Origin of the sequence: Paraflavitalea speifideaquila, assembly GCF_032395985.1 — a bacterium.
Classification (GTDB): Bacteria; Bacteroidota; Bacteroidia; order Chitinophagales; family Chitinophagaceae; genus Paraflavitalea; species Paraflavitalea speifideaquila.
Genome location: NZ_CP135920.1, coordinates 2,540,434 through 2,562,318 on the forward strand (window position 1 = coordinate 2,540,434; position 21,885 = coordinate 2,562,318).

Genomic DNA, 21,885 nt, shown 5'->3' on the forward strand with positions numbered 1-21,885 from the left:
ATTTCGAACTTTCTTGTCTTCGGCTTTCTTAAGCGATGTCGATGACTTTGATTTTTGTGTAATGGGTACGGTGACCATGTTTCTTGCGGAAACCTTTCCTTCTTTTCATTTTGAAGGCAATTACTTTATCACCTTGTACTTGACCAACGATCTCGGCTTTAACGATCGCTTTTACACTACTGCCTACAGATAACTTTCCATCAGCGCTTGCCAACAATACTTCTGGGAATTCCAATTTGTCGCCGGCGATGCCGTCAACATGGGGAACATATAAAGTTTGGTCCTTTTGAACCTTGAATTGCTGACCGGCTATTTTAACAATTGCTAACATAACTTTCCAAAAATTAGGAGTGCAAAGGTAATAGGTTTAAGGCAGATTTCACGGGCTTTGTGGCAATTTTTTTAACATCTCACAATAAAGTTGCCGCTACCGGGTTTTGGAGGGCAAATATACGTATTTATAGGGAGCTGGTGGAGATGGGGAGGTTGTGGATAGATTTCTGTAAATCATTTAGTTAGCTGGTTGAAAAGGGGTGCAAGCTTGGAGCTCTGAGCTGGGAGTTTCCGCCAGGGCGGGACAAGTTGAGTGCCTTGAGGGGAGTGTTGATAAGTTAGTAGGTTGATAGGGGTGGGGAATACAAGCCAGGGAATGTAAGACATGAGCTGTGAGCTGCGAGCTTTGGACGAGGAGCTAAGTGTTCCGGGGCTGGAAGCAAGCAATGAGGTATAGGAGAAGGAAAAGTTTAAGTGGTTAATTCTAACCGGATTCTAACATCTTTTGGGGCTGATTTCTGTAATGGATCTAATAGGGAGATTAACTTTTGTAATAATCGAATTAACACTAATTTCGTGTGATTGCGCCATAGATAATACTTATGCAAATCAAATCTTTACTGGCAAAACCTTTTGCCAATTATGTATACAAGGGTGTTAGAAAGGGAATGGCTACAGCGGTAGAGGACCAGGAAAACATTCTGAAGGAATTGTTGAAGACGGGGAAAACAACTGAGTTTGGCAAAGAACACCAGCTACAAAATGTTTCCTTGTATGAAGAGTATATACAGGCTGTTCCTGTCCGGGATTATGAGCAGTTCAAACCTTATATTGAAAAATAAAGGAGGGGCGTCATAATATATTATGGAAGGGCAAGCCGATCTACCTGGCTAAAACGTCGGGTACTACCAGCGGGGTTAAATATATACCGATCTCCAAAGAGTCGATCTCCAATCATATCAATACAGCCAGGAATGCCTTGCTCTGTTATATTGCCGAGTCGGGCAATAGTCAGTTCACGAATGGTAAAATGATCTTTTTATCCGGGTCGCCTGAGCTGGACCGGGTGGGGGCATCCCAACGGGCCGTTTGAGTGGTATTGTAAACCACCATGTGCCCAATTACCTGCGGCGCAATCAGCTGCCTTCTTATGAAACGAATTGTATTGAAGACTGGGAAACGAAACTGGATAGAATAGTAGCCGAAACGCTGCACCAGGACATGTCGCTTATCAGTGGCATTCCACCATGGATGCAGATGTACTTTGACCGTCTTCACCAAAACACGGGTAAAAAGATCAAGGATATCTTCCCCAATTTCTCGGTATTGGTGCATGGCGGGGTGAATTTTGAGCCTTACCGTAATAAATTATTTGAAAGCATCGGTCAGCAGATCGCTGCGATTGAGACTTTCCCTGCTTCGGAAGGATTTATAGCTTTCCAGGATTCGCAAAAAGAGGAAGGTTTATTGCTCAATACAAATAGTGGTATATTCTTTGAATTCATCCCTGCGGGTGAAATATTCTCGAATACGCCTACGCGGCTTAGTTTGAAGGATGTAAAAGTGGGAGAGAACTATGCGCTGATCATTAATAACAATGCCGGGCTGTGGGGATATAATATCGGTGATACGGTTAAGTTTGTTTCTACGAACCCTTACCGGCTGGTAGTGACGGGGCGTATCAAGCATTTCATCTCTGCTTTTGGAGAGCATGTGATTGGCGAGGAAGTGGAATACAGTTTGATCAAGGCGGCTGAAGAGGAAGGAGTGCATATTACGGAGTTTACGGTGGCGCCGATGATTACGCAGGGAGAAGGTAAATCGTACCATGAGTGGTTCATTGAGTTTGAAAACAAACCTCCCGATATGAGCCGGTTTGCCATTAAGGTAGACCATCATCTGCGCAATAAAAACATCTATTATAACGATCTTATAACGGGTAATATCTTATTGCCGCTGCATATCCGCACGGTTAAAAAGAATGGTTTCATAGATTATATGAAATCAATCGGCAAGCTGGGTGGACAAAATAAAGTGCCCCGACTGAGCAATGACCGTAAAATTGCTGTTGCGTTGGAGAAGTATGTGGAGTAGTGAATCGGTCCCGCCAATGGGCGGGAGCAGTCGGTAATCGACAGTTGTTTGCTTCGAATCGTTTGCTTCGATAGCGGATTGCTCACTGCGGTCGAAATGACAAAAATGGAGTGTCAAAATTATGCCGGGTGGGCTAACTCCTGATTCCTTCGTATTATTGTTTTTCAAAAACCGGTTCATGTCAAACAGTATTCCTCAAAAACGTATTGCTTTATTTGGATCTACGGGGTCGATAGGGACTCAGACGCTGGAGGTAATTGCTTCTCATCCTGATAAATTCACAGCGGAGGTGCTGACAGCTCATAGTAATGATGAGTTGCTGGTAGAGCAGGCGATGCGTTTTAAGCCGAATATTGTGGTAATTGGCGACGAGCGTAAGTATCCGCATGTAAAGGCTGCATTGGCCAATACGGATACGAAGGTATTTGCCGGTGAGCAGGCGCTGGAAGAGGTGGCAGCGATGGATTGTTACGATGTAATGCTGGCGGCCATTGTAGGTTTTGCCGGTTTGCGGCCCACTTTACGTGCCGTGGAACAAGGGAAGGCGATTGCCTTGGCCAATAAAGAAACGCTGGTGGTAGCGGGTGATATTGTGATGCAGAAGGCGGTGGAATACCGGGCGCCAATTATACCGGTGGATTCGGAGCATTCGGCCATTTTTCAATGCCTGGTGGGCGAAACGCGCAACCGGATAGAAAAAGTGATCCTCACGGCTTCGGGCGGGCCTTTCCTGGGCAAGAAACCCAATTACCTGGTGAATGTAAAGCGAGATCATGCTTTGCAGCATCCCAACTGGAATATGGGGGCTAAGATCACGATCGATTCGGCCACGCTGATGAATAAGGGACTGGAAATGATCGAAGCGCGGTGGTTGTTTAACCTGCAGCCGGACCAGGTGTCGGTGCAGGTACATCCGCAAAGTATTATTCACAGCATGGTGCAGTTTGAAGATGGGAGTATCAAAGCGCAGATGGGGCTACCAGATATGAAGCTGCCCATCCAATATGCGCTTACGTTCCCGCAACGTTTACCTAATAATTTTCCTCGTTATAATTTCCGCAAGCCTGCGCAGCTCACTTTTGAGGAGCCTGATACGAAGACTTTCCGGAACCTGGTACTGGCTACGGATGCGCTTTTTAAAGGGGGTAACCTGCCCTGTATATTGAATGCCGCCAATGAGATAGCGGTCTTTGCGTTTTTACGTAACCGGATCGGCTTCCTGGATATGACGGATCTGATTGAACGGACGATGCACCAGGTGCCCTGGATCGAAAAGCCTACGCTGGAGGAATATTTCGAGAGTGATGCGGAGGCCCGTAATTTTGCCGCTTCTGTAATTAAGCTCTGATTACCAATACCATTTGCATCATTGAGAACGTTTTTACCGTTAATAAATAACGAATTTGTGTGAGCGGCATGGATATACCATTTATTAACGGATATTTGGGGAAGGAGAATTCCAGATCGGGTATATTGGATACTGGATCGGTTATTCTCAATAGCATATAATTATCAAAAAACTCAAAAGCCAAGGGCAGGAGTGAAGGAGGGAAAAAGCTGACTGATCAGCGATTTATTCACGACTCACGACTGACGATTCACGATTATGATCACATTCTTAGCCATTGATTGGGCTTCAGTTGGTATCAAAGCGCTTCAATTAATTCTCTCCTTATCCATATTGGTGATCCTGCATGAGATGGGACACTTTTTGCCCGCCAAATGGTTTAAGTGCCGCGTTGAGAAGTTCTACCTGTTCTTCGATCCTTGGTTTTCCCTCTTTAAAAAGAAGATTGGCGAAACTGTGTATGGCATCGGCTGGTTGCCGCTAGGTGGTTATGTAAAGATCAGCGGTATGATCGATGAGAGCATGGACAAAGAGGCGATGAAGCAACCGGCTCAACCCTGGGAATTCAGGAGTAAGCCAGCCTGGCAACGGCTGATCATTATGATTGGTGGTGTAACGGTGAATCTATTGCTCGGTTTCTTCCTTTTTGCGATGATCTTATGGGTATGGGGCGAGAACAGGCTGCCTATGTCGCAAATGAAACATGGGGTTGCGATTAATGCTATCAGCGACAGTGTGGGTGTGAAGAATGGCGACAAGATCGTGAGTATTGATGGCAAGCCAGTTAAAGACTATTATTCGCTTACGCGCGATATTATTCTGGATGAGGTGAAAACGGTACAGGTGGAGCGTGATGGTCAGATCATCAGCCTGCCTTTACCGAAAGGAACGATCCGCAGTTTGATCAAACGCAAGCAATCATTTATTGAGCCCAGGGTATATCCCATTGTTGATACTTTGTTTCCTGGAGTGGCCACTTTTACACAGGGTACCTTGTTGAGAGGAGACCTTGTGTTGGCGCTGAACAATACACCGGTTACTTTTTATGATCAGTACCGTGCGGAAATGCCCAAACACAAGAACGAAGAAGTGACCTTAACGGTGTTGCGGAATAAGGATACGATGTTGGTGAAAGCTAAAACTGATACGTTGGGCAGGATTGGTTTCTTGGTGATCCCTGAAAGGGTAGCGGGCTCTTACAAGCAGAAATTCGATTTCTTCCCTGCCTTCCCTGCCGGTGTGCGTAAGGGATGGGAGAATTTGGTGATGAATGTAAAGAACTTCAAGCTGCTGTTTACTTCGGATGAAGTGAAGGCGAGTGAATCATTGGGTAGCTTCATGAGCATTGGTAATATGTTTGACTCAACCTGGGATTGGGAAATATTCTGGAGTATGACAGCCTTGTTGAGTGTGGTATTGGCCTTTATGAATATGTTGCCGATCCCTGCACTGGATGGTGGTCACGTATTGTTTACGTTGTATGAGATCATTACAGGCCGTAAGCCGGGTGATAAGTTTATGGAGTATGCGCAGATGGTGGGTATGGTGTTGTTGCTGGGGCTGATGGCGTATGCGATTGATTGGATTTTTGGAGGTTCTTGTTTAAGTAGAGAATCCAAGAGACAGAATATAGATAACAGCATTTAGAATATAGTATTGAAACCGGAAGTTCGAGATGGGCTTCCGGTTTTTTTGTGCGATAAAGTTAGTGTTGGTTTGATAGGATGCGGGAGAAAGTGGATCAAAAATACCACTATATGGGTATTGTTCAATTCAGAGTTGATAGTGAGGAGATTGAGGCCTGGCGCGGGTCTTCCCGTTTATCTGCATTTTACTACATTCTACTAAACTAAGCAGGCATTTCGTCCAAAAGGGCTTTTCCAGGGCACTGGGATGGCGTTACTTTGTGTTATCAATAAGGAAACAGCCTTAAAGTACTTAGTAAGTTTTATAGAGTTTTCTCATAGCAGTTAGTTTTGGTTAACCCCCGTTATTCTTATCGGGGGTCTTTTTGTGTTTGCCGGTGCACTTTTTGTAACTTACATATCCATGAATACAAGCGATTTATAACTGATTTGTACTGCTTGTTTGTTTTCTTTCCAAATCTCTCTCTGAGCAATTTTTCGCATTGGGCCTGCATTTGTGCATTTTTTCTTGCTATTGTGTTGCCGCTGGCTTTCTACTGTGATGGAACCAGGTGGGCTAATGGGTGATGGATCTTATCTCTATCTCTGGTGTATCTACGGCTGATCACCGATTTCAGGTGGCCGGATTTATTGAATTTGGTCTTTTGCCCGGCCAATTCGGTCATGAACGGCCATGCTGCTTGGAAATGGGTGTGGCGGTGGTGTAGATTTGGGTTGTTGGTAACAATTAAATCCAAGCTTATGGCGAAGGTGATTAGTTTGTTTAAGATCAGCGGGACGATCAGTGACCTAACGTTCCGGCAAACGAAGGATGGCCTGGTGGCGCAGATGAAGCCTGGGCCGACCCGTGAGGAAGTGCTGACATCGGATAATTTCCGGCGTACGCGGTTGAATGCGGATGAGTTTGGGCTGGCGGTAAAAGAAGCGACATTGTTGCGGCGGGGGTTGCGTTCAAGCCTGGAAGGTGTGAAGGGAGGGACGCTTAATGGACGGATGAAGGTTTTTTTTATCGGGCTGCAAAAGTGACAATACGCATGTAATGGGTAAGCGGCTGGCAAACAGGTGATGCTGAAACAGGTAAGGATATCCGGAAATGTGGGGCAGGGGCGACGGCGGAAGCTGGTGGATGGAAGAAGGCGGGCAAGGAGGGATAAAGGGGTAGGCAGAAGGCTGTTATTTTGTCGGGCTTCGGGGATTTGCATTATATTTGTAACCCTTATGAAGGAAGGGAAGAGCATGGGGCTGACCTGGTGGTGGCTGAAGTGCCTGGTTCTAATCCTTAATAAGTTATGGGGTCGTATTGGTTTTGACAGCGTAGATCTTTGAAAGTGTAAGCATGTCGTGCGTTGGATAATTAGCACGTAAATCTGAATATTCAAAACTCAAATGGCAATACTCAGTATGCCATGGCTGCCTAATCAGTGATTAGATAGTCATTTGGGCCGCCGGGCCGGTTGATCTGTTACCAAGCCCCGCCGCCGACTCAAAACAAATACAGGTTGCTGCTGCCGAAGGCTGTGCCGGTAGTTTAAGACCATTCAGCTAAGGATCAGGTTGGTTTGTTGGTTCCCTGCCTGTTCCCGACAAGTAATAATCAAATAAGCATGTAGAAAGCTTTTGAAGGATATGTTTGGACAGGGGTTCGAGTCCCCTCGACTCCACAAAATTGTAAAACCCGCTATGGTAGCGGGTTTTGTGTTTTAAGGAATCGAATTGATCTTTTAAGATGTTTTATGTCTTTAGAATGAACTGTTTTCGGGTTCGAATCCGGTAGTATTCTTGTATAAGTATGTCTGCAGGTATCTGTAGACATACAGTATGTGTTAACATTTACCAGTTAGAAATAAGTATTCACTGCAAATTCATATTGGTCAATAAATATTTCTTTAAAGGCACTGATATTATTCTGTTCATAGAAGATCAACATGGCCTTTTATATTCAATTGAATCAACAGTGCGAAATGATATAGGACAATATCCATGAGCAATTAATATGGCATTACTTACAATGCGAGCTGTTCTTTTATTACCATCCACAAACGCCGTGATGTAGGAAAGCAAAACAAGGGCAAGCAAAGATTTCTCAAAAACGTCTTCCTTTACATTGATCAGTTCACACATGTCAATTAATGCTTCCCTGATCTGGTGTTCATTATCCATTGGCTTATAGTTGGTACCTGAAATACCTACTCTTCTTTGGCGGATGTAGCGGTCGATACCTAAATCTTTAATAAGAAGTCTATGGATATCTTCTATACCACGGACGGTTAAAGGAACAATGTAATCAGGATGGGCAATAATAAAATTAAGCGCATCTTTATGGTTAAGCAGCATTATGGCGTCATCTTTTGGCTTGCCTTCGGCAGTTTCTTTTTCCCGGAGTAATCGCTCTGTTTCTAAAAGTGTATATGTATTACCTTCTATCTGCGACGATTTCCAGCTAAGATCGATGGCCAGCCGTTCCATTTCCTTATTGTATGCAGTTGCAGATAAGCCCGCAATATTCTCTTTAAATTTTGCCTGTAGTGTTTTAAGTTTCGCTTGCTCTGTTTCGTTAAGCAGGTCAGCATTCTTTAGCACATCATTAATAAGTGATAGCGTAAAGCCGTCTTTGACAGGTCGCTCATCCTGTTCTTTCCCAAAGTAACTTTCTACATCAACCGAATGAAGCAATTCATAAGATGAGCTTATTATATATTTTGTCGCTTTTCCTTTTCCTATTGTACTGAGTAATTTTTCCGAAAGTAGCTGATTCAAAGCTCGCTTAATGGTTGCATAGCCAATTTCAAGTCCCAGGTTATCATAAATTTCCCGGGACGACTGTAGAGGGTGTTTTCTGATATATTCAATGATAATTTTACCTATATCATTAGTCATTTGAAGCTCATTTTGCTGTTGAATATAGCTCAAATTCCTTATTTTTTGAGCTATATTTGGCATTCAGACGAGCTTCATTCAATTTTGGCTCATAATTAGGTATTATTAGGCTCAAAATTTGGGCTTTTGAGCTTTAAATATAAATTTAGTGAGCTTAATTGAAGATGGATAAGACAGGTATTCTAAAATATTCCATTTATAATAACATATGCTTACACTATCCAATTTCGAGAAGCAGATTAATAATACCATTCTGAAACGTGGGAAAAATTATTACGAGCAGGGAATGGTAATAGAACTGGAAGAATCAGATGATAATTTATGGCAGGCCGAAGTAGAAGGGTCGGAAAGATATTCAGTTGAAATCACACTTCTTAATAAAAAGAGAGAAATCAAGGATTATTCCTGTACCTGTCCGTTCGAAGGTATAGTCTGCAAACATGTAGTGGCTGCACTTTTTTCTATCAAAGAAGAATTAATGAATGCTTCACCTGCTGCACCTAACAAAAAGATAGTATTCAACGACTTGTTGAAAAAGATCGGGCTGAATGAGCTACAACAATTTGTTGCAGCCTATGCCTTAAAGAACAAAGATTTTAGGGCCGCATTTGAGCTGCATTTTGCTGAGAAGGACGAGCGTATCGATATAAGCAAAAAGTATTCAGAATTAATCCAAAAATTATCCGAAAATATGCCGATCATGGTTTTGTTGACTATAGATCCGCTTTTAGTTTGTCGCGGGAAATTGATGAACTTGTAGATACAGGAGAAGAACTTCTAAAAAAGAAAAATTTCAAAGATGCTTTTGCACTGGTAAAACCGCTTTTGAAGCAGATGATGGAAGTAATTACAGCTTGTGATGATTCTGCTGGGAACATCGGCACAACAATCAGCGGTATTGTTCAATTGATAGAAGCCATTACTGACGCAGATGATGTCGCCAATGAATTGAAGGAGCAGGTGTTTAATTTCATGCAAGGCGAGCTAAGTAATGCTATTTATTTCGATTATGGTGATTTTGGCTATGAACTATTAGGTATTTATCAAAGCCTGGCTATTGAGCTTGGCAAACCAGAACAATTTTTACAATTCCTTGAGGGTAGGATTGACAACGTTACGGGCTCTTATACCGATTACCGAAAAGACTTCTATAGGAAGCAAAAAATTGATTTTTAAAGGCAATAGGAAAATCAGCAGAAGCCGAAAAGCTTGTTCATCAAAATTTGGATATTGTTGAAGTTCGGATGAAAGAAGTAAGCAAGGCCATTAACCGAAAGGATTTTGGGAAAGCCAAAATATTAATTACAGGAGGCATTAAAATAGCTAAAAAGAAAGAACATCTTGGTACGGTTGCACAATGGCAGGAACAATTATTACGCATTGCTGTGTTGGAAAAAGACATGGCGATCATTCGGTATTATACCAAACTGTTTGCTTTCGATAGATGGTTCAATGAATCGTATTATAACCAGTGGAAACAAACATTTACAGTAACTGAATGGAAAAATGTTATTGAACAACACATTGAGCAAACAATTAACGAAATAACAAGGGATCATGAAAAAAATAGAAAGAAGATGTGGAACCCTTCCGCAAATCCACCGTTATTAAGAGTTATAGCTCCTGTTTACATCCAGGAAAAATATTGGGACAGGCTGTTGGCGTTGGTTCAAAAGGAAGCCGATCTGTACGCTATATTGGAATATCATAAATATCTTTCCAGGGATTATCCGGGAGAATTGATAGAAATGTATCTTCAGGCATTTGAACACAGGGCCGACAAGTGCAACAGCCGCAGCGAATATGGTGAATTAGCCGGTAAAATGAAAATGGTAATCAAGGATATTCCCGCTGCAAAACCTAAAATTATTGTCCTGGCAAAGAGTTTAAAACAAAAATATCCGAGGCGCCCGGCTATGATTGAGGAACTGGATAAAATAAAATAATCCTTCTGCCCCGATTTACAACACATACATCAAGGGCTGTTATATGCGCTTGAATTTATCTATCAATTGCCTTACAGTAGCTATACGCTTAAGAAATTCCTTTAATTGGTTCGACAATCTGCCGGCGGACTCCACTTCGGTAAATGGTACTACCAAAAAGTAACAAGAGGGGCTGACCCAAAAGGTCAGTTTGTTTAAAGAAGTAAGGGCTGCATTGTAATTTTAAGTTACCACACTCAAAAATTACAATGGCTAAAGTAAAGACTTCCGTAATATTTAAGCAATACAATCAGCAACAATCTTTATTACTGCCACCATCTCTTGAGGAATTAATTGAAGCAAAGTACCTTGTGCGGGTGGTCAACGAAGTCGTAGAGTCAATGGATATCAGTGACTTAATTAACTTGTACCAGGGTGGCGGCACCAGTTCCTACCATCCCCGGATGCTGCTAAAATGTGTACCTCCGAGTAGCTAAAAATTAAGATATTATAAAAAGTTTACTTTTTGGGCTTATCAAAAATGTAAACGTATGGAACAAAAGCAATCAAGTGGCTTATCGAAGGAGCAAAAAATGTTCGCGTTGATAGCTGAACATGAAGCCAGTTCGATGACAGTAAAAGATTTTTGTGAGTTGTATGATCTTTCACCTGGTACATATCACTACTGGCAGAAGAAATATCACGCCCGGTTGGAAGATAAGCCGATGGAGAATCAAAGTAGTTTCACTTTGCTAACAGTGACAGGGCAGCAAGAGGTTTCCATTTCCCAGGATCTCTTTGCGGAATACCGGGGCATCCGTTTTTACCGGGAGCCATCTGTGAGTTTTTTAAAAGCTTTAATCAGTTAACTTATGTTACAGATCAACAACGGCACCCATTACTGGTTGTATCATAAGTGGGCGGATGTAAGGAAGAGTTTTGACGGTTTGAGCGGGCTTGTTACCAACGAACTGGGAATGGAAATTCAGACGGGTGATGTATTTATCTTTTGAACAAACGGCAAACGCACCTGAAGGCGTTAGAATGGGAAGGGGATGGTTTTAGCTTATACTATAAGCGATTAGAGGAAGGTACCTTTGAGTTACCGGCAGGTATTATGGAAGGCACTCACAGTAGTATTACGGCTAAACAATTAAGTATGATCTTACAGGGCGTTTCTTTGAAGAAAGCGTTTTTCGAAAGCGGTACATCGGTACGATGTAATCCTTATGGATCATGGGTTGAATATATTTGACGTTGCCATCGAAAAAATGGCAACGTTTTTTATTTTAAGAAAAACAGGCCGGGTTATCCACATTTTTGGTGCTGTTTTTAAAATCATTTTTGAATGCGGGTTTATCCACGCATCGGCTGTATAACTTTCGGTTATACGATATAGCTTAAATGCATAGCCGGGCTATCTTTGTATAATGTCAGCAGCAGCAGAAAATATAGATTACAAAGCGCTCTATGAGCAACTGCTTCCAATGCTGCAACTACAGCAACAAAATAATGGACAATTACCACAAAACAACCAGGAGCTATTACAAAGCAATAAAGAATTACGCGATCAGGTAACGCAGCTTCAATATCAATTGTATCAACTAACGAAGTTACTGGGTGGTTTTAAGACTGAGAAGTTTGTTCCTTCCCCTTTACAGCAACAGCAGGAATTAGGCCTTTCCTTTGAGCAGGGGTATAAAGCAACCAACCTTGCTGATGTTCAAAAGATAAGTTACGTAAAGCAAAAACAGGTTCAACGGGAAAACGGGTTAGCCAATGCCTTTCCGGATCATCTACGGGTGGAAGAGACCGTGATAGAGCCTCCGGAAGATGTGAGCGGATGCGAGAAGGTGGGAGAAGAAGTAAAGGAACAGCTTGGCTGGAAGCCGGGAGAAATATTTCTCCAACGTACTATTATCCCTCAGTATAAATGCTCTGTAGCAGAACGGCCTGATCAGCATCGTATAGTGCAGGCGCATCTTCCAGAGCAAGCCTTGTCTAAGAGCATTGCCACGCCGGAGTTGTTAGCACAGATCATTATAGATAAGTTTATAGATCATAAACCGCTGAATCGTCAGTTGGACTGCTTCAAGAGAAGTAATGTCACCATTGCTTATTCAACCATTACCGATTGGGTACGGCAGGTTGCGAACGTGGTAGCGCCACTGGGCCATCTGCACCTGCATGAGATGTACCAATATGATTATTGGCATGGTGATGAAACAACCATACAGGTTCTGGACAGGAATAAGAAGAAAGATACCCACCAGGGGTATTACTGGACGTACTTAACGCATAACGGGCAACTGATCTACTTTGATTATCATCGGGGAGGGATACATTGGCAGCCAAACATATCTTACAACATTTTAAGGGTCACTTGCAGGTAGATGGTTATGATGTCTATGAAGAGTTGGACATCAAAGGAATACATGTGTTCTTTTGTATGGCCCATGCCCGCCGTCATTTTTATGAGGCGAAAGGCAATGATAAAGTTCGGGCAGAATATGCTTTGACCGAGATAGCGAAGCTTTATAAGATCGAGGAGCAATGTAGAGAAGAGCAGCTCAACCCGGACCAGATCAAAGTGCGGCGGACAGAACAATCTGTGCCTATTTTAAAAGAACTGGGAGAGTGGATGAAGCAGGAGTATGTAAAGCTAAAACCGAAAAGCCCTATAGCACAGGCTATAGCTTACAGCATCAAACGCTGGGACGGCTTAAGTCTCTATGCCTCTACTAATCATTTGCATATTGATAATAATCCCATAGAGCGCTGTATGAAAAACCTGGCTGTCGGACGCAAAAACTACCTGTTCTGTGGCTCGCATGAAGCGGCCAAAAGAGCAGGCCTCTTATACTCGCTGCTGGTTACCTGCAAACTTAATACCGTAAACCCTTATGAGTGGCTCCGCGAAGTGCTTAGTCATAACATCAACGAGATGACTACCGGGCAACTCAGGAAACTCTTACCCCACCAGTGGAAAAAAACACAAGCCATCACTACGGCTTAAAGCAAAATTAGGCAACTAAACAATACGATTTTTTAGGCTACTCGGAGACACACGCTAAAAGTATTGTTGTATGCTTACAGCGTCAAGATCTACACGGGTCGTAAAATAGCCAAAGCGCTCAGTCAGGATATACATTTTATGTGGCTCAGTGGTATGAGCCGGCCTGACTTCCGGACCATCAATAATTTCCGTAGCAGCAAGGCCAAAGAGGTCATAGAGCAGCTGTTTAAGGAGATGCTTGAGTTCCTGGTAGCGCACCAATACATTGCTGGAGAACTACTTCTGCGATGGCACGACCTTACGGGCCGATGCCAACCAGCACAAGATGGTATGGAAGAAGAATGCAGAACGCTATGGATTAAAAAGTGTAGAAAAATGTCGGGATCTGTTTAAGCAGATTGATGAGTTGAACAGGCAGGAACAAACAACTTACGGTACAGCAGATCTGGAAGAGCATGGAAATGGGTCCTCTATTACACGGGAAGCCATTGCAGCTAAAGTAGCAGATTTGAATGATACGATCCGCACAGCTACAGCCAAAAGAAAGCGTCGCAAGGCAATGACACTGAAAAAGAAGCTAAAGGCGGCTGAACATAAAATAGACAAGTACACCAATCAGATCACCAAAGCCGGCAAGCGCAGTGGCTACAACAAAACAGACCCTGATGCCAGCGCCATGATGATGAAAAACAAAGTGGAGGTTCTCCCTGCCTACAATATAATGGCTGGCAGTGAAGAGCAGTTCATTACCGGTATCAGCGTTCACCCGACAACCAATGATGGTGTTTGCTTTGAAGATCACCTGCTACGCTGGTGGTGCCTCCGTTGGCAGAACGGCTGGCGCTCCGTTACCAGCCGCGAATTATTATTCCTTCGGGATTGTTGATGATCGGGGTTGGTTTTTGCTGATGGGTTACGGCAGTATAGTACCGGATGCGAGTTGGTTAACGATGCTGCCGGGTTCATTGTTGGCGGGTACGGGTTTGAGTCTTACGAATACACCAGTTACGAATACGACCACTGGGGCGGTTACTCCAGACCGGGCAGGTATGGCTTCGGGCATTGATATGAGTGCGCGGTTGATCACGTTAGCGGTCAATATTACGCTGATGGGATTTATACTGGTGGAAGGCATTTATGCTTATTTGGAAAATGCGTTGCGGGGAACGGTTGGGCCTTTGCAGTTACATACGGCAGCAGAAAAGATAGCAGCGGGGCTTTCTACAACGGATGTGCCAGGGGCTATAGGGCATGCAGCATTGGTACAAGGATTTAGTTGGGTGATGCTATTTGGCGGTATAGGGATATGTGCGTTGGCGCTGGTGAGTTTTCTGATATTTGGACCGAAAGAAAAAGCGGTGGGGCAGGTGGCTGTATAAATGTTGGCAGGCATTACTTCAAAAGCCGGGAATTGGACTTAACGGATGCGGTGAAATCAACACTGAAGCAGAGTAGTAGCTAGCGACGTATTTATTGCAGGGCCCCGGCAAACAAGAGATAAGCAGTTGGGCTCTGTTCGATTCTTTCGGGGGTGGCTCGGTGTTTCAGTGTATAATAAGCAAACAGGGCCTGTAATCGGCCTGTATGTAATGGAAGGTTATTTCAAAGGAGACGGTGAACTCGCTGGGGAATATGAACTTAACCCCATTGGCAACGAACTATTGCCTGTTATCTTTCAATTAAGGGATTGGGGAGAGCGGCACAAGGCGTTGTTTTCGTAAAACTACCACTCCCCGGAAGTTGTATATGCTTATACCGTCAGTTGCCGGTATTGGGCTGTGCTGGTTTCCAGGGTGCGCTGAACCGGTAGGTTCCGGAACCTGCTTTTACCACTACATATTCCTTTTCTGTACCTGCTACCTGCAAGCCTGCGGAGGCGGACAATGGACTGTCATTTTCCGTGATGGCCGTGCCGGTGGAGGGAATGTAGATGGTGGCTGTCGTATTGGCCGGGATCTCTACATCCAATAATAGTTTACCGTTCTCTGTTTTCCAGCCTGCCGACAGTTTGCCGTATCGTGTTTGGTAGGTGGCGGCGGCTTGTGTGATCTTCTGCCCGATATGGGGCCTGATGGTGATCTTTTATAGCCCGGTCGATCTTCTTCGGTATCAATTCCTACCATTACACGGTACATCCAATCGCCAATGGCTCCATAAGCGTAGTGGTTGAAAGAGTTCATGGTAGGTGTTTGGAAGGTGCTGTCGGGTTTCATACCATCCCAGCGTTCCCATATGGTGGTGGCGCCCATTTTTACAGGGTATAACCAGGAGGGATAGGTTTCCTGCAGGAGGAGGGTGTAGGCCATTTCGGTATGTCCAAACCGGCTGAGCACATGACAGAGGTAAGGGGTACCCAGGAAGCCGGTTGAGAGGTGGTTACCGTATTGTTTGATGTTCTTCACCAACCTGTCGGCCGCCAGCTGTCTTTGTGCTTCGGGCAATATGTCGAATTGCAGGGCCAAAACATAAGAGGTTTGGGTATTGCTGGTGGTACCTCCATTGGGTGTGGTATACTCATTCAGGAAGGCTTCTTTTATTTTATTGAGCAAGGCTGTATAGGTTGCTGCCTCCTCGTTCTTACCCAACAGGGTGGCGGCTTTGATCAGCAACTGGGTGGAATATGCATAAAAGCATTGTGCGATGAGGTATTTGTCGGTAACGGCTGATCTGCCATCGAGGTCGTTATTGATGCTGTAAAAAAGCCAGTCGCCAAAATGCCCCCTTTGTTCCACAAGTTACTGGTGCTTTGGCTGGTCATGTAATCCACCCATTTTTTCATGGAGGGGTATTGCTGGTCGAGGATCTGTTTGTCTCCATAGGCCAGGTACATATTCCAGGGAATGATGGTAGATACATCGGCCCAGCCGGCGCTGCCTCCCTGGTTGCCGAGCACATTGGGTATTACATGGGGTATGCTGCCAGTGGGCAATTGGTCAGCAGCTACATCTTTCATCCATTTGTCGAAGAAGTTGTCAACGCCTTGTAAGAAAGATGCCGTGCGGGAGAAGGCCTGGGCATCGCCAGTCCAGCCAAGTCGTTCATCTCTTTGTGGACAGTCGGTGGGTACGTCGAGGAAATTACCTTTGAGTCCCCATTCGATATTGTGTTGTAATTGATTGAGCAAGGGATTGGAGGAAGTGAAAGTGCCGGTGGGCTTCATATCGGAATAGAGGGCTACAGCGGTCAGGTTTTCCGGTTTTAGTTCTCCCGGGTATCCTTCTACTTTCATGTAGCGAAAGCCCTGCCAGGTGAAATGTGGCTCAAAGGTCTCTGTGCCTTCTCCGCTTAAAATGTAATTATTCTGTGCTTTGGCGGCTCTCAGGTTATCGATATAAAAGTTGCCGGATTTGTCCATCACCTCGGCATGTGACAAGGTGATCTTATCTCCGCTTTTACCTTGTGCTTTAATTACGACCCAACCTACGAGGTTTTGACCGAAGTCGACCACTTGCTCACCTTTGGGTGTTTTGAAAATGCGGAGGGGTTTAAAAGTTTCATGTTTTTTGACGGGCTCATTATAAGTTGCAATCAATACAGATTTAGACGCATTTGTTTTGAGCACATGGGTCCAGAATCTATCATCGTAACCGGCGGTGGCCCAGCCTTTCTTTTCTTCGCGGGCATCGATGGTTTCGCCATGGTATATTTCGGAATAACGGATAGCGCCGGTGGAAGACTTCCAGCTTTCATCGGAGAGAATGGATTGGGTAGTGCCGTCGGTATAGGTAATATCCAATTGAAGCAGTAGGGCAATGTCTGAGCCGTAATGATTCCTGGCATTACTCCATGCGAGGTAGCTACGGTACCATCCGTTGCCCAGGGTAACACCGATGGCGTTGCTGCCTTGTTGCAGCAGGTCGGTTACATCATATACCTGGTATTGGAGGCGTTTGTTGTAGCTGGTCCAGCCGGGGGTGAGGTAGGCGTCGCCGACCCTTTTTCCATTGATCTGTGCTTCGTACATACCATGTGCGGTGATATAGGCAGTGGCTGTTCTGATCTTCTTATGGTTGGTGAATTCTTTGCGAAACAGGGGAGAGGCTCTTTGTGCGTCTTCATCAAAACCGGGTGTGATCCAGCTGGCTTTCCAATCAGAAGGATGGAGCAGGGCTGTTTGCCACCAGGCGGGGCACTCCAGGCAGAGGCATTGCCCTGGTTATCCCATACGCGTACCTGCCAGTAATAACGTGTGCCGGATTGAAGGGGGCGCCGGCATAAGGAATGAGGACAGACAGGTCGGAATTGATCTTGCCGGTAGTCCAGGTGTCTTTGCCTTTGATGGCAGGGTTGGTGGCTACTTTTAGTTCATAAGCCGTTTGCATCACGTTGCGTTTTGTGGAAAGAAGTTGCCAGCTAAAGCGGGGTTGGGTAATGTCGAGGCCAATGGGGTTGACAAGATTTTCTGTGGTGAGGTTTTGTACTTGTACCTGGGCCATAGTCATAAGGGCAGGCATGGCTGCAAATAGCAAAAGCAGTCTTTTCATGTAGCAAGATTTAGCATGCGAATTAATTCTGTTAATAAAAAGGCGGGTCAAATAACAGATGCAGTCTACATTTAACTCCGCAAAACATTGATGCCGAATATACAGGAGGTTGAAGGGTTTACCATCCTGCCGCGTCCTGCGGTGGGATCGGGACATCGGTTCACGGGCATAAAAACAAAGAGGCAGCCCGTTGGAGCTGCCTTTTATAGGAGGGAATCTTCCTACAATGATACGGTTACCTGCAGGAAGGTGGCCGGGATAGCGGTGCTATTGGCGCTGTTACTTATATTTTGACTGGTAAATAAGGTCTCTAATTCATGCTGAAGGTCGGCGGCCTTGCCATTTTTTTTCTGCTGCTTCAAAAGCGTTCATGGTAGGGCCATAGAAAGTTCTGAACCTATTTACGAGTTCTGAAGGTGGGAAGGAGGCCTGAAAGGTATAGGTCTCTCTTTTGAAGGAGATGTTTTGAGGTGGTATACTTGCTTTGGCAAAACGTTCGATGACCTGTTGTTCCACACCCCATAACATGGGACTCACAAACCCTTCTGGTGGTGGCGGGGTGTAGGAAGCGCTGATCTTTAATATTTGTGCTACGAGTGTAGGATCTCCCGGGATCCAATTGCCCATGACAATGCGTCCACCGGGGCGAGTAACGCGGACCATTTCGCTGGCTACCTCGAAAGGTTTGGGTGCGAACATGGCCCCAAAAATGCTGATAATGAGATCGAAGCTTTGATCCTTCAAGGCATTTAAATCAGTGGCATCTCCTTGCTGAAAGGTGCAATTGGTAAGGCCTGCTATTTTTGCCCGGCTATTGCCGGCAGCCACCAGGTTTTCGGCAATATCAACACCTGTCACGTGGGCACCTAATTGAGCGGCAGGTATGGCTGTGGTGCCATCTCCGCAACCAAGGTCCAGTACTTTCATGTCATTGGTAATTCCGAGTTTAGCAATCAGTACTGCGCCACTTTCGCGCATGGTTTCTGCAATGCGGGTAAAGTCGCCTTTTTCCCAGAGTTGTTTATTTGGGTTCATCTTCATTGTTTTAAACAAAGCTACTATATTGGTGTGGGCTTGATTTTACCCAACAGCTCATATTTATGTCTAAAAAGCTCATTCCGCTATTTTTTTGTAAATTGGATGACGATTCAGTATGGTAAATTTCTACGAAAGTGTGCTGCAGCACCCCAATTATTATCGTCAATTCAATTGCAGCGATTCGCTGATCACTGTATTTAATTGTCCGCTTGAGGCAAGGCTTATGAAGTCGAGGTTTGCCAGTCTTTGGAGTCAGTATAACTATTTATTTTACGTGATTGAGGGAAGAAAGATCTGGCATACAGCGGACAAAGCCTATGATATAGGTAAAGGTACTTGTGTGTTTGTAAGAAAAGGGGCCTGGATATTTGAGAGTTTTTTGGAGCAGGGGTTTTGTGTTGTTTTGTTTTTTATTCCTGATGATTTCATTTGTAATACGTTAAGGACGAGAACGAAGCCGCTGAGCAAGGAATTGCGCCAATACCAACCGGTGATGTTGTTGGATAGGAGTGATACATTGGCTGCCTTTTTTCTTTCGGTCTCGTCATATTTTGCTGAAACGCATGAGCCTGATCGTTCATTGCTGGAGCTGAAATTTAAGGAGCTGATCCTGACGATTGCAGACAACCCGCAGAATCATGAATTGGTATCGTATTTCTGCTCACTAATGCATGAGCCACAACATGTTTGGCTGAAGCGGGTAATGGGCGAGAATTACCTCTTTAATCTGAAGTTGAGGGAATTTGCGCAATTAAGCAATAGGAGTTTGGCTACCTTCAAACGGGATTTTCGAAAAATATATGGGACTACACCCGGGAAATGGTTGTTGGAGGAAAGGTTGAATCATGCGATGGGGCTCTTAAGGGATAAGGGAAAAACGATCGGTGAAGCCAGCTTTGGTAGTGGTTTCGAAAGTGTTTCGCACTTCAGCCGTTCATTTAAAAAACGTTTTGGACTAGCGCCCTCTTCGGTTAAACAAAAGGATCGTTACAGGGATGAACATACCTAAAAATGAGGGGTAGAGGCGCAAGGGTCAAACTTTTAGTGAGCCTCGGAATCCCCTGACAGCATAATATGATTGGGCTCCATTGTGGTACACGAATACATGGCCGTAGCGATAGTCGGCAAAGAGCGCGCCACCTTGTTCCCTGATATCAGCAGGTGTTACTATCCAACTGGATGTTTTGGTATCGAATTTTCCTAATTTCTGTAGGTCGCGGTATTCTACTTCGGTTAATAGTTCAATACCCATAGCTGCTGCCAAATCCATGGCGCTGTCTGCCGGTTTATGTTCTTTCCTGGAATCCAGGGCTTCACGGTCGTAACAAACGTTTCTTCGTTCTTTGGGTGTTTCGGGGAGCAATCATAAAAGAGGTATTCACCGGTCATTTTATCATGGCCCACTACATCGGGCTCTCCGCCTGACAATTCCATTTGATGGAGTGACCATAATTTGCCGGGATTGGCTTCCAGTTTTGTTTGTAGTTTGGCCCATTCAAGGCCGTTATGGCGAGACCTGTTTTTCTCAAAACGGGTCTTCAGTGTTTTGAGAAGTTCATCTTGTTCTTCTGCAGACAGTTTCTTATTGTTGCTCATGTGTGTGTCAGTTTAGAAGGTGGGTACTTATTGTTGGGTAGCCAGTATTGCTTTTTTACTGGCCGGTCTGAAGTACCAGGATATTACGGAAAGGATCAACAATAACAGGGAGGTGCTACCTTACTGAAGGTATTACCTGCAGCAATATGTGAAAATATAGCGCCGGACATGCTAAAGAAAAAGCCTGCATAGGCCCATTCCTTCAGTAAAGGGAGTTTGGGGACGAACAATGTGATTACTCCCAATATTTTCCATATACCTATTAAGGTAAGCAAATAAAGGGGATATCCTAAGAGTTGCATGTTTTCTACTTCTGATTTTTGGTGGAGTAGTTGTACAATGCCGGTGGCGGTCATGCCCAAAGCCAACCAGATGGTTGCGATCCAATAAATGATCTTATTTCTTTTTGCTGCTGTGTTGTTGAGTGTTTCCATTGTTGATTTATTTGAGTGGGTGGGAAAGAAAATATTGAAGGGAAAGGAAAAATGGATATAAAAGGGGGATCCTACGAGAGAATCAATCCTCCAATCCCTTTCCGGTGAGAATTTTGGGGATGTATTTTTCAACCCTGGCTACGCGGGTTTTGGGTAATTTGGCTGAAGAAAAGTGCAGGAGGTATCCTCTTTGCCGCCCTGGCGTCAGTGCCTCAAAGGCTTTTTTCAGGCCGGGGGTCTTCTTCAGTTTGGTTTGAAATTCCTCGCAGACCTCAAATTCGGAGCTCTTCTTTAAGATTGGCTGGACGCCGATCTTTTCTACTTCGATGGCTTCATAAATATAAGCTTTCAGGATGGTTTTGAGTTTTACAATTTCTTTGACGTTGGTGAAGCGGATCTGGCGGGCAACCTGCACGTTTTTCGTTTGTTGGATCAGGATACCACTGGGATCATGCAACAGGGCGCCTTTCATAAACAATATGGCGCAGTAATCTTTAAATCCGTGGATTAAAACAATATTGCGTTTTTGGAAAGTGTAGCAGGGAACGCCCCACTTTAGCTCTTCGGTTAACTGGCAATCGAGCATGATGGACCTTAGGTGCTCATATTCCTTCTGCCATTTGGAGGCTTTGATGAAAAAGAAATCGACTTTGGGATTCATGATGGCTGGTTTTTGGGGTGTATTATTTTAGTTTACTGGTGACATCCTGCAACCTGTTGTGTGCCATATTGATGCCTTTGGCGAAGGGCATCTGCAAAATTTGGTCACGGTGTTCGGGTGATTTGTACACGATGTGCATGGTGAGTTTGCTGGTATCGTCGGTCAGTTTTTCAAATTCCAGAAATTCCAGTTGAACGGGGAATGGGGTGTTTTCCATTTCAAAGGTCCTGGTGATCTTCTGGTGCGGTGTAAATTCATGGATCACTCCATTGAACAGGTGTTTGTTACCCATAGGATCGGTTGTTTCGAACTGGTAACCGCCATGTTTTCTGTTTTCAAGTTTAAGTACTTTGGTGTTCATCCATTGCTCAACAATTTCAGCCTCTATATAAGCCTTGAAGAGTAGTTCTACAGGCAAATCAAATTCCCGGGTGATGACTAAATCCTGTTTGCCGTTTTCGGCGTCTATGTTTGTTTTTTGTTTCATGTCAGG

Annotated in this window: 20 protein-coding genes, 1 other RNA gene and 6 pseudogenes; 16 read left to right on the top strand and 11 right to left on the bottom strand. The window is 44.4% G+C overall.

The genetic code is table 11. The annotated features are described in order from the left end of the window. Positions 1 to 28: 28 nt before the first annotated feature. On the bottom strand, positions 29 to 331 hold the full coding sequence (gene rplU, locus RS881_RS17535; RefSeq protein ID WP_315822254.1) for a 50S ribosomal protein L21: 303 nt from the start codon (positions 329 to 331) through the stop codon (positions 29 to 31). A gap of 544 nt (positions 332 to 875) precedes the next feature. Here rplU and RS881_RS17545 point away from each other — a divergent pair. The 5 genes and pseudogenes from RS881_RS17545 (at position 876) to ssrA (ending at position 7,025) form a co-directional block, all read left to right on the top strand. Beyond that, positions 876 to 2,367: pseudogene (locus tag RS881_RS17545) on the top strand (GH3 family acyl-acid amido synthetase). A gap of 178 nt (positions 2,368 to 2,545) precedes the next feature. Next, a complete protein-coding gene (locus RS881_RS17550) occupies positions 2,546 to 3,715 on the top strand; it encodes a 1-deoxy-D-xylulose-5-phosphate reductoisomerase (RefSeq protein ID WP_315822256.1) in 1,170 nt (389 codons plus the stop codon). A 258-nt stretch (positions 3,716 to 3,973) separates the two neighbouring features. After that, positions 3,974 to 5,362 carry an RIP metalloprotease RseP gene (rseP, locus tag RS881_RS17555; RefSeq protein WP_315822257.1) on the top strand — a complete coding sequence of 463 codons (1,389 nt, stop codon included), beginning with the start codon at positions 3,974 to 3,976 and terminating at the stop codon, positions 5,360 to 5,362. 740 nt (positions 5,363 to 6,102) lie between these two features. Then, positions 6,103 to 6,387, top strand: coding sequence for a hypothetical protein (locus RS881_RS17560; protein ID WP_315822258.1), 285 nt, complete (start codon positions 6,103 to 6,105; stop codon positions 6,385 to 6,387). Positions 6,388 to 6,652: 265 nt separating this feature from the next. After that, positions 6,653 to 7,025, top strand: a transfer-messenger RNA (tmRNA) gene (gene ssrA, locus RS881_RS17565). Positions 7,026 to 7,281: 256 nt separating this feature from the next. On the opposite strand, the gene RS881_RS17570 is transcribed toward ssrA, so the two are convergent. Further along, positions 7,282 to 8,271: a Fic family protein gene (locus tag RS881_RS17570; RefSeq protein WP_315822259.1), complete on the bottom strand. Its 990-nt coding sequence runs from the start codon at positions 8,269 to 8,271 to the stop codon at positions 7,282 to 7,284. Between the two features lie 253 nt (positions 8,272 to 8,524). Here RS881_RS17570 and RS881_RS17575 point away from each other — a divergent pair, with 253 nt between their 5' ends. The 10 genes and pseudogenes from RS881_RS17575 (at position 8,525) to RS881_RS17615 (ending at position 14,558) form a co-directional block, all read left to right on the top strand. Next, positions 8,525 to 8,998 (top strand): SWIM zinc finger family protein, encoded by a 474-nt coding sequence (locus tag RS881_RS17575; protein WP_315822260.1) that lies wholly within the window; start codon positions 8,525 to 8,527, stop codon positions 8,996 to 8,998. Continuing rightward, positions 8,971 to 9,414, top strand: a complete 444-nt coding sequence (locus RS881_RS17580) for a hypothetical protein (protein WP_315822261.1) — start codon at positions 8,971 to 8,973, stop codon at positions 9,412 to 9,414. The genes RS881_RS17575 and RS881_RS17580 overlap by 28 nt, the downstream gene beginning before the upstream one ends. A 47-nt stretch (positions 9,415 to 9,461) precedes the next feature. Continuing rightward, positions 9,462 to 10,184, top strand: a complete 723-nt coding sequence (locus tag RS881_RS17585; protein ID WP_315822262.1) for a hypothetical protein — start codon at positions 9,462 to 9,464, stop codon at positions 10,182 to 10,184. A 530-nt stretch (positions 10,185 to 10,714) separates the two neighbouring features. Further along, a complete protein-coding gene (tnpA, locus tag RS881_RS17590) occupies positions 10,715 to 11,032 on the top strand; it encodes an IS66 family insertion sequence element accessory protein TnpA (RefSeq protein WP_315814461.1) in 318 nt (105 codons plus the stop codon). Between the two features lie 3 nt (positions 11,033 to 11,035). Then, positions 11,036 to 11,418: pseudogene (gene tnpB / locus RS881_RS59580) on the top strand (IS66 family insertion sequence element accessory protein TnpB). Positions 11,419 to 11,650: 232 nt separating this feature from the next. Continuing rightward, positions 11,651 to 13,032: pseudogene (gene tnpC / locus RS881_RS17600) on the top strand (IS66 family transposase); the annotation flags it as partial. Next, entirely contained in the window at positions 13,033 to 13,179 is a 147-nt protein-coding gene (locus RS881_RS17605; RefSeq protein ID WP_315824521.1) for a transposase domain-containing protein, read from the top strand. A 63-nt stretch (positions 13,180 to 13,242) separates the two neighbouring features. After that, positions 13,243 to 13,362: pseudogene (locus RS881_RS59585) on the top strand (transposase); the annotation flags it as partial. An 82-nt stretch (positions 13,363 to 13,444) separates the two neighbouring features. Next, positions 13,445 to 14,065 (top strand): hypothetical protein, encoded by a 621-nt coding sequence (locus tag RS881_RS17610; protein ID WP_315822263.1) that lies wholly within the window; start codon positions 13,445 to 13,447, stop codon positions 14,063 to 14,065. A gap of 16 nt (positions 14,066 to 14,081) precedes the next feature. Then, the gene (locus RS881_RS17615; protein WP_315822264.1) at positions 14,082 to 14,558 is read left to right on the top strand and encodes an MFS transporter; all 477 of its coding nucleotides are present in this window, start codon (positions 14,082 to 14,084) and stop codon (positions 14,556 to 14,558) included. A 379-nt stretch (positions 14,559 to 14,937) separates the two neighbouring features. Here RS881_RS17615 and RS881_RS17620 read toward each other — a convergent pair whose 3' ends face one another. The 5 genes and pseudogenes from RS881_RS17620 to RS881_RS17640 form a co-directional block, all read right to left on the bottom strand. Continuing rightward, a complete protein-coding gene (locus RS881_RS17620) occupies positions 14,938 to 15,252 on the bottom strand; it encodes an alpha-L-rhamnosidase C-terminal domain-containing protein (protein WP_315824522.1) in 315 nt (104 codons plus the stop codon). Further along, positions 15,138 to 15,869 (bottom strand): alpha-L-rhamnosidase-related protein, encoded by a 732-nt coding sequence (locus RS881_RS17625; protein ID WP_315824523.1) that lies wholly within the window; start codon positions 15,867 to 15,869, stop codon positions 15,138 to 15,140. The genes RS881_RS17620 and RS881_RS17625 overlap by 115 nt, the downstream gene beginning before the upstream one ends. Then, entirely contained in the window at positions 15,782 to 17,143 is a 1,362-nt protein-coding gene (locus tag RS881_RS17630) for a family 78 glycoside hydrolase catalytic domain (RefSeq protein WP_315822265.1), read from the bottom strand. Before RS881_RS17630 ends, RS881_RS17625 begins: the two co-directional genes overlap by 88 nt. Further along, positions 17,041 to 17,819, bottom strand: a pseudogene (locus RS881_RS62280) (glycoside hydrolase family 78 protein). Before RS881_RS62280 ends, RS881_RS17630 begins: the two are co-directional and overlap by 103 nt. A gap of 159 nt (positions 17,820 to 17,978) precedes the next feature. Beyond that, on the bottom strand, positions 17,979 to 18,698 hold the full coding sequence (locus RS881_RS17640) for a class I SAM-dependent methyltransferase (RefSeq protein ID WP_315822267.1): 720 nt from the start codon (positions 18,696 to 18,698) through the stop codon (positions 17,979 to 17,981). A gap of 118 nt (positions 18,699 to 18,816) precedes the next feature. On the opposite strand from RS881_RS17640, the gene RS881_RS17645 reads away from it, so the two are divergent. Next, positions 18,817 to 19,710, top strand: a complete 894-nt coding sequence (locus tag RS881_RS17645) for a helix-turn-helix transcriptional regulator (protein WP_315822268.1) — start codon at positions 18,817 to 18,819, stop codon at positions 19,708 to 19,710. A gap of 24 nt (positions 19,711 to 19,734) precedes the next feature. On the opposite strand, the pseudogene RS881_RS59590 reads toward RS881_RS17645, so the two are convergent. The 4 genes and pseudogenes from RS881_RS59590 to RS881_RS17670 all read right to left on the bottom strand — a co-directional run bounded on the left by RS881_RS59590 (position 19,735) and on the right by RS881_RS17670 (position 21,879). Beyond that, a pseudogene (locus RS881_RS59590) lies at positions 19,735 to 20,297 on the bottom strand (DUF4256 domain-containing protein). A gap of 95 nt (positions 20,298 to 20,392) precedes the next feature. Further along, positions 20,393 to 20,731: a DoxX family protein gene (locus tag RS881_RS17660; protein ID WP_315822270.1), complete on the bottom strand. Its 339-nt coding sequence runs from the start codon at positions 20,729 to 20,731 to the stop codon at positions 20,393 to 20,395. Between the two features lie 82 nt (positions 20,732 to 20,813). Continuing rightward, entirely contained in the window at positions 20,814 to 21,392 is a 579-nt protein-coding gene (locus tag RS881_RS17665) for a YdeI/OmpD-associated family protein (RefSeq protein ID WP_315822271.1), read from the bottom strand. Positions 21,393 to 21,414: 22 nt separating this feature from the next. Then, positions 21,415 to 21,879: an SRPBCC domain-containing protein gene (locus RS881_RS17670; RefSeq protein ID WP_315822272.1), complete on the bottom strand. Its 465-nt coding sequence runs from the start codon at positions 21,877 to 21,879 to the stop codon at positions 21,415 to 21,417. Positions 21,880 to 21,885 lie beyond the last annotated feature (6 nt).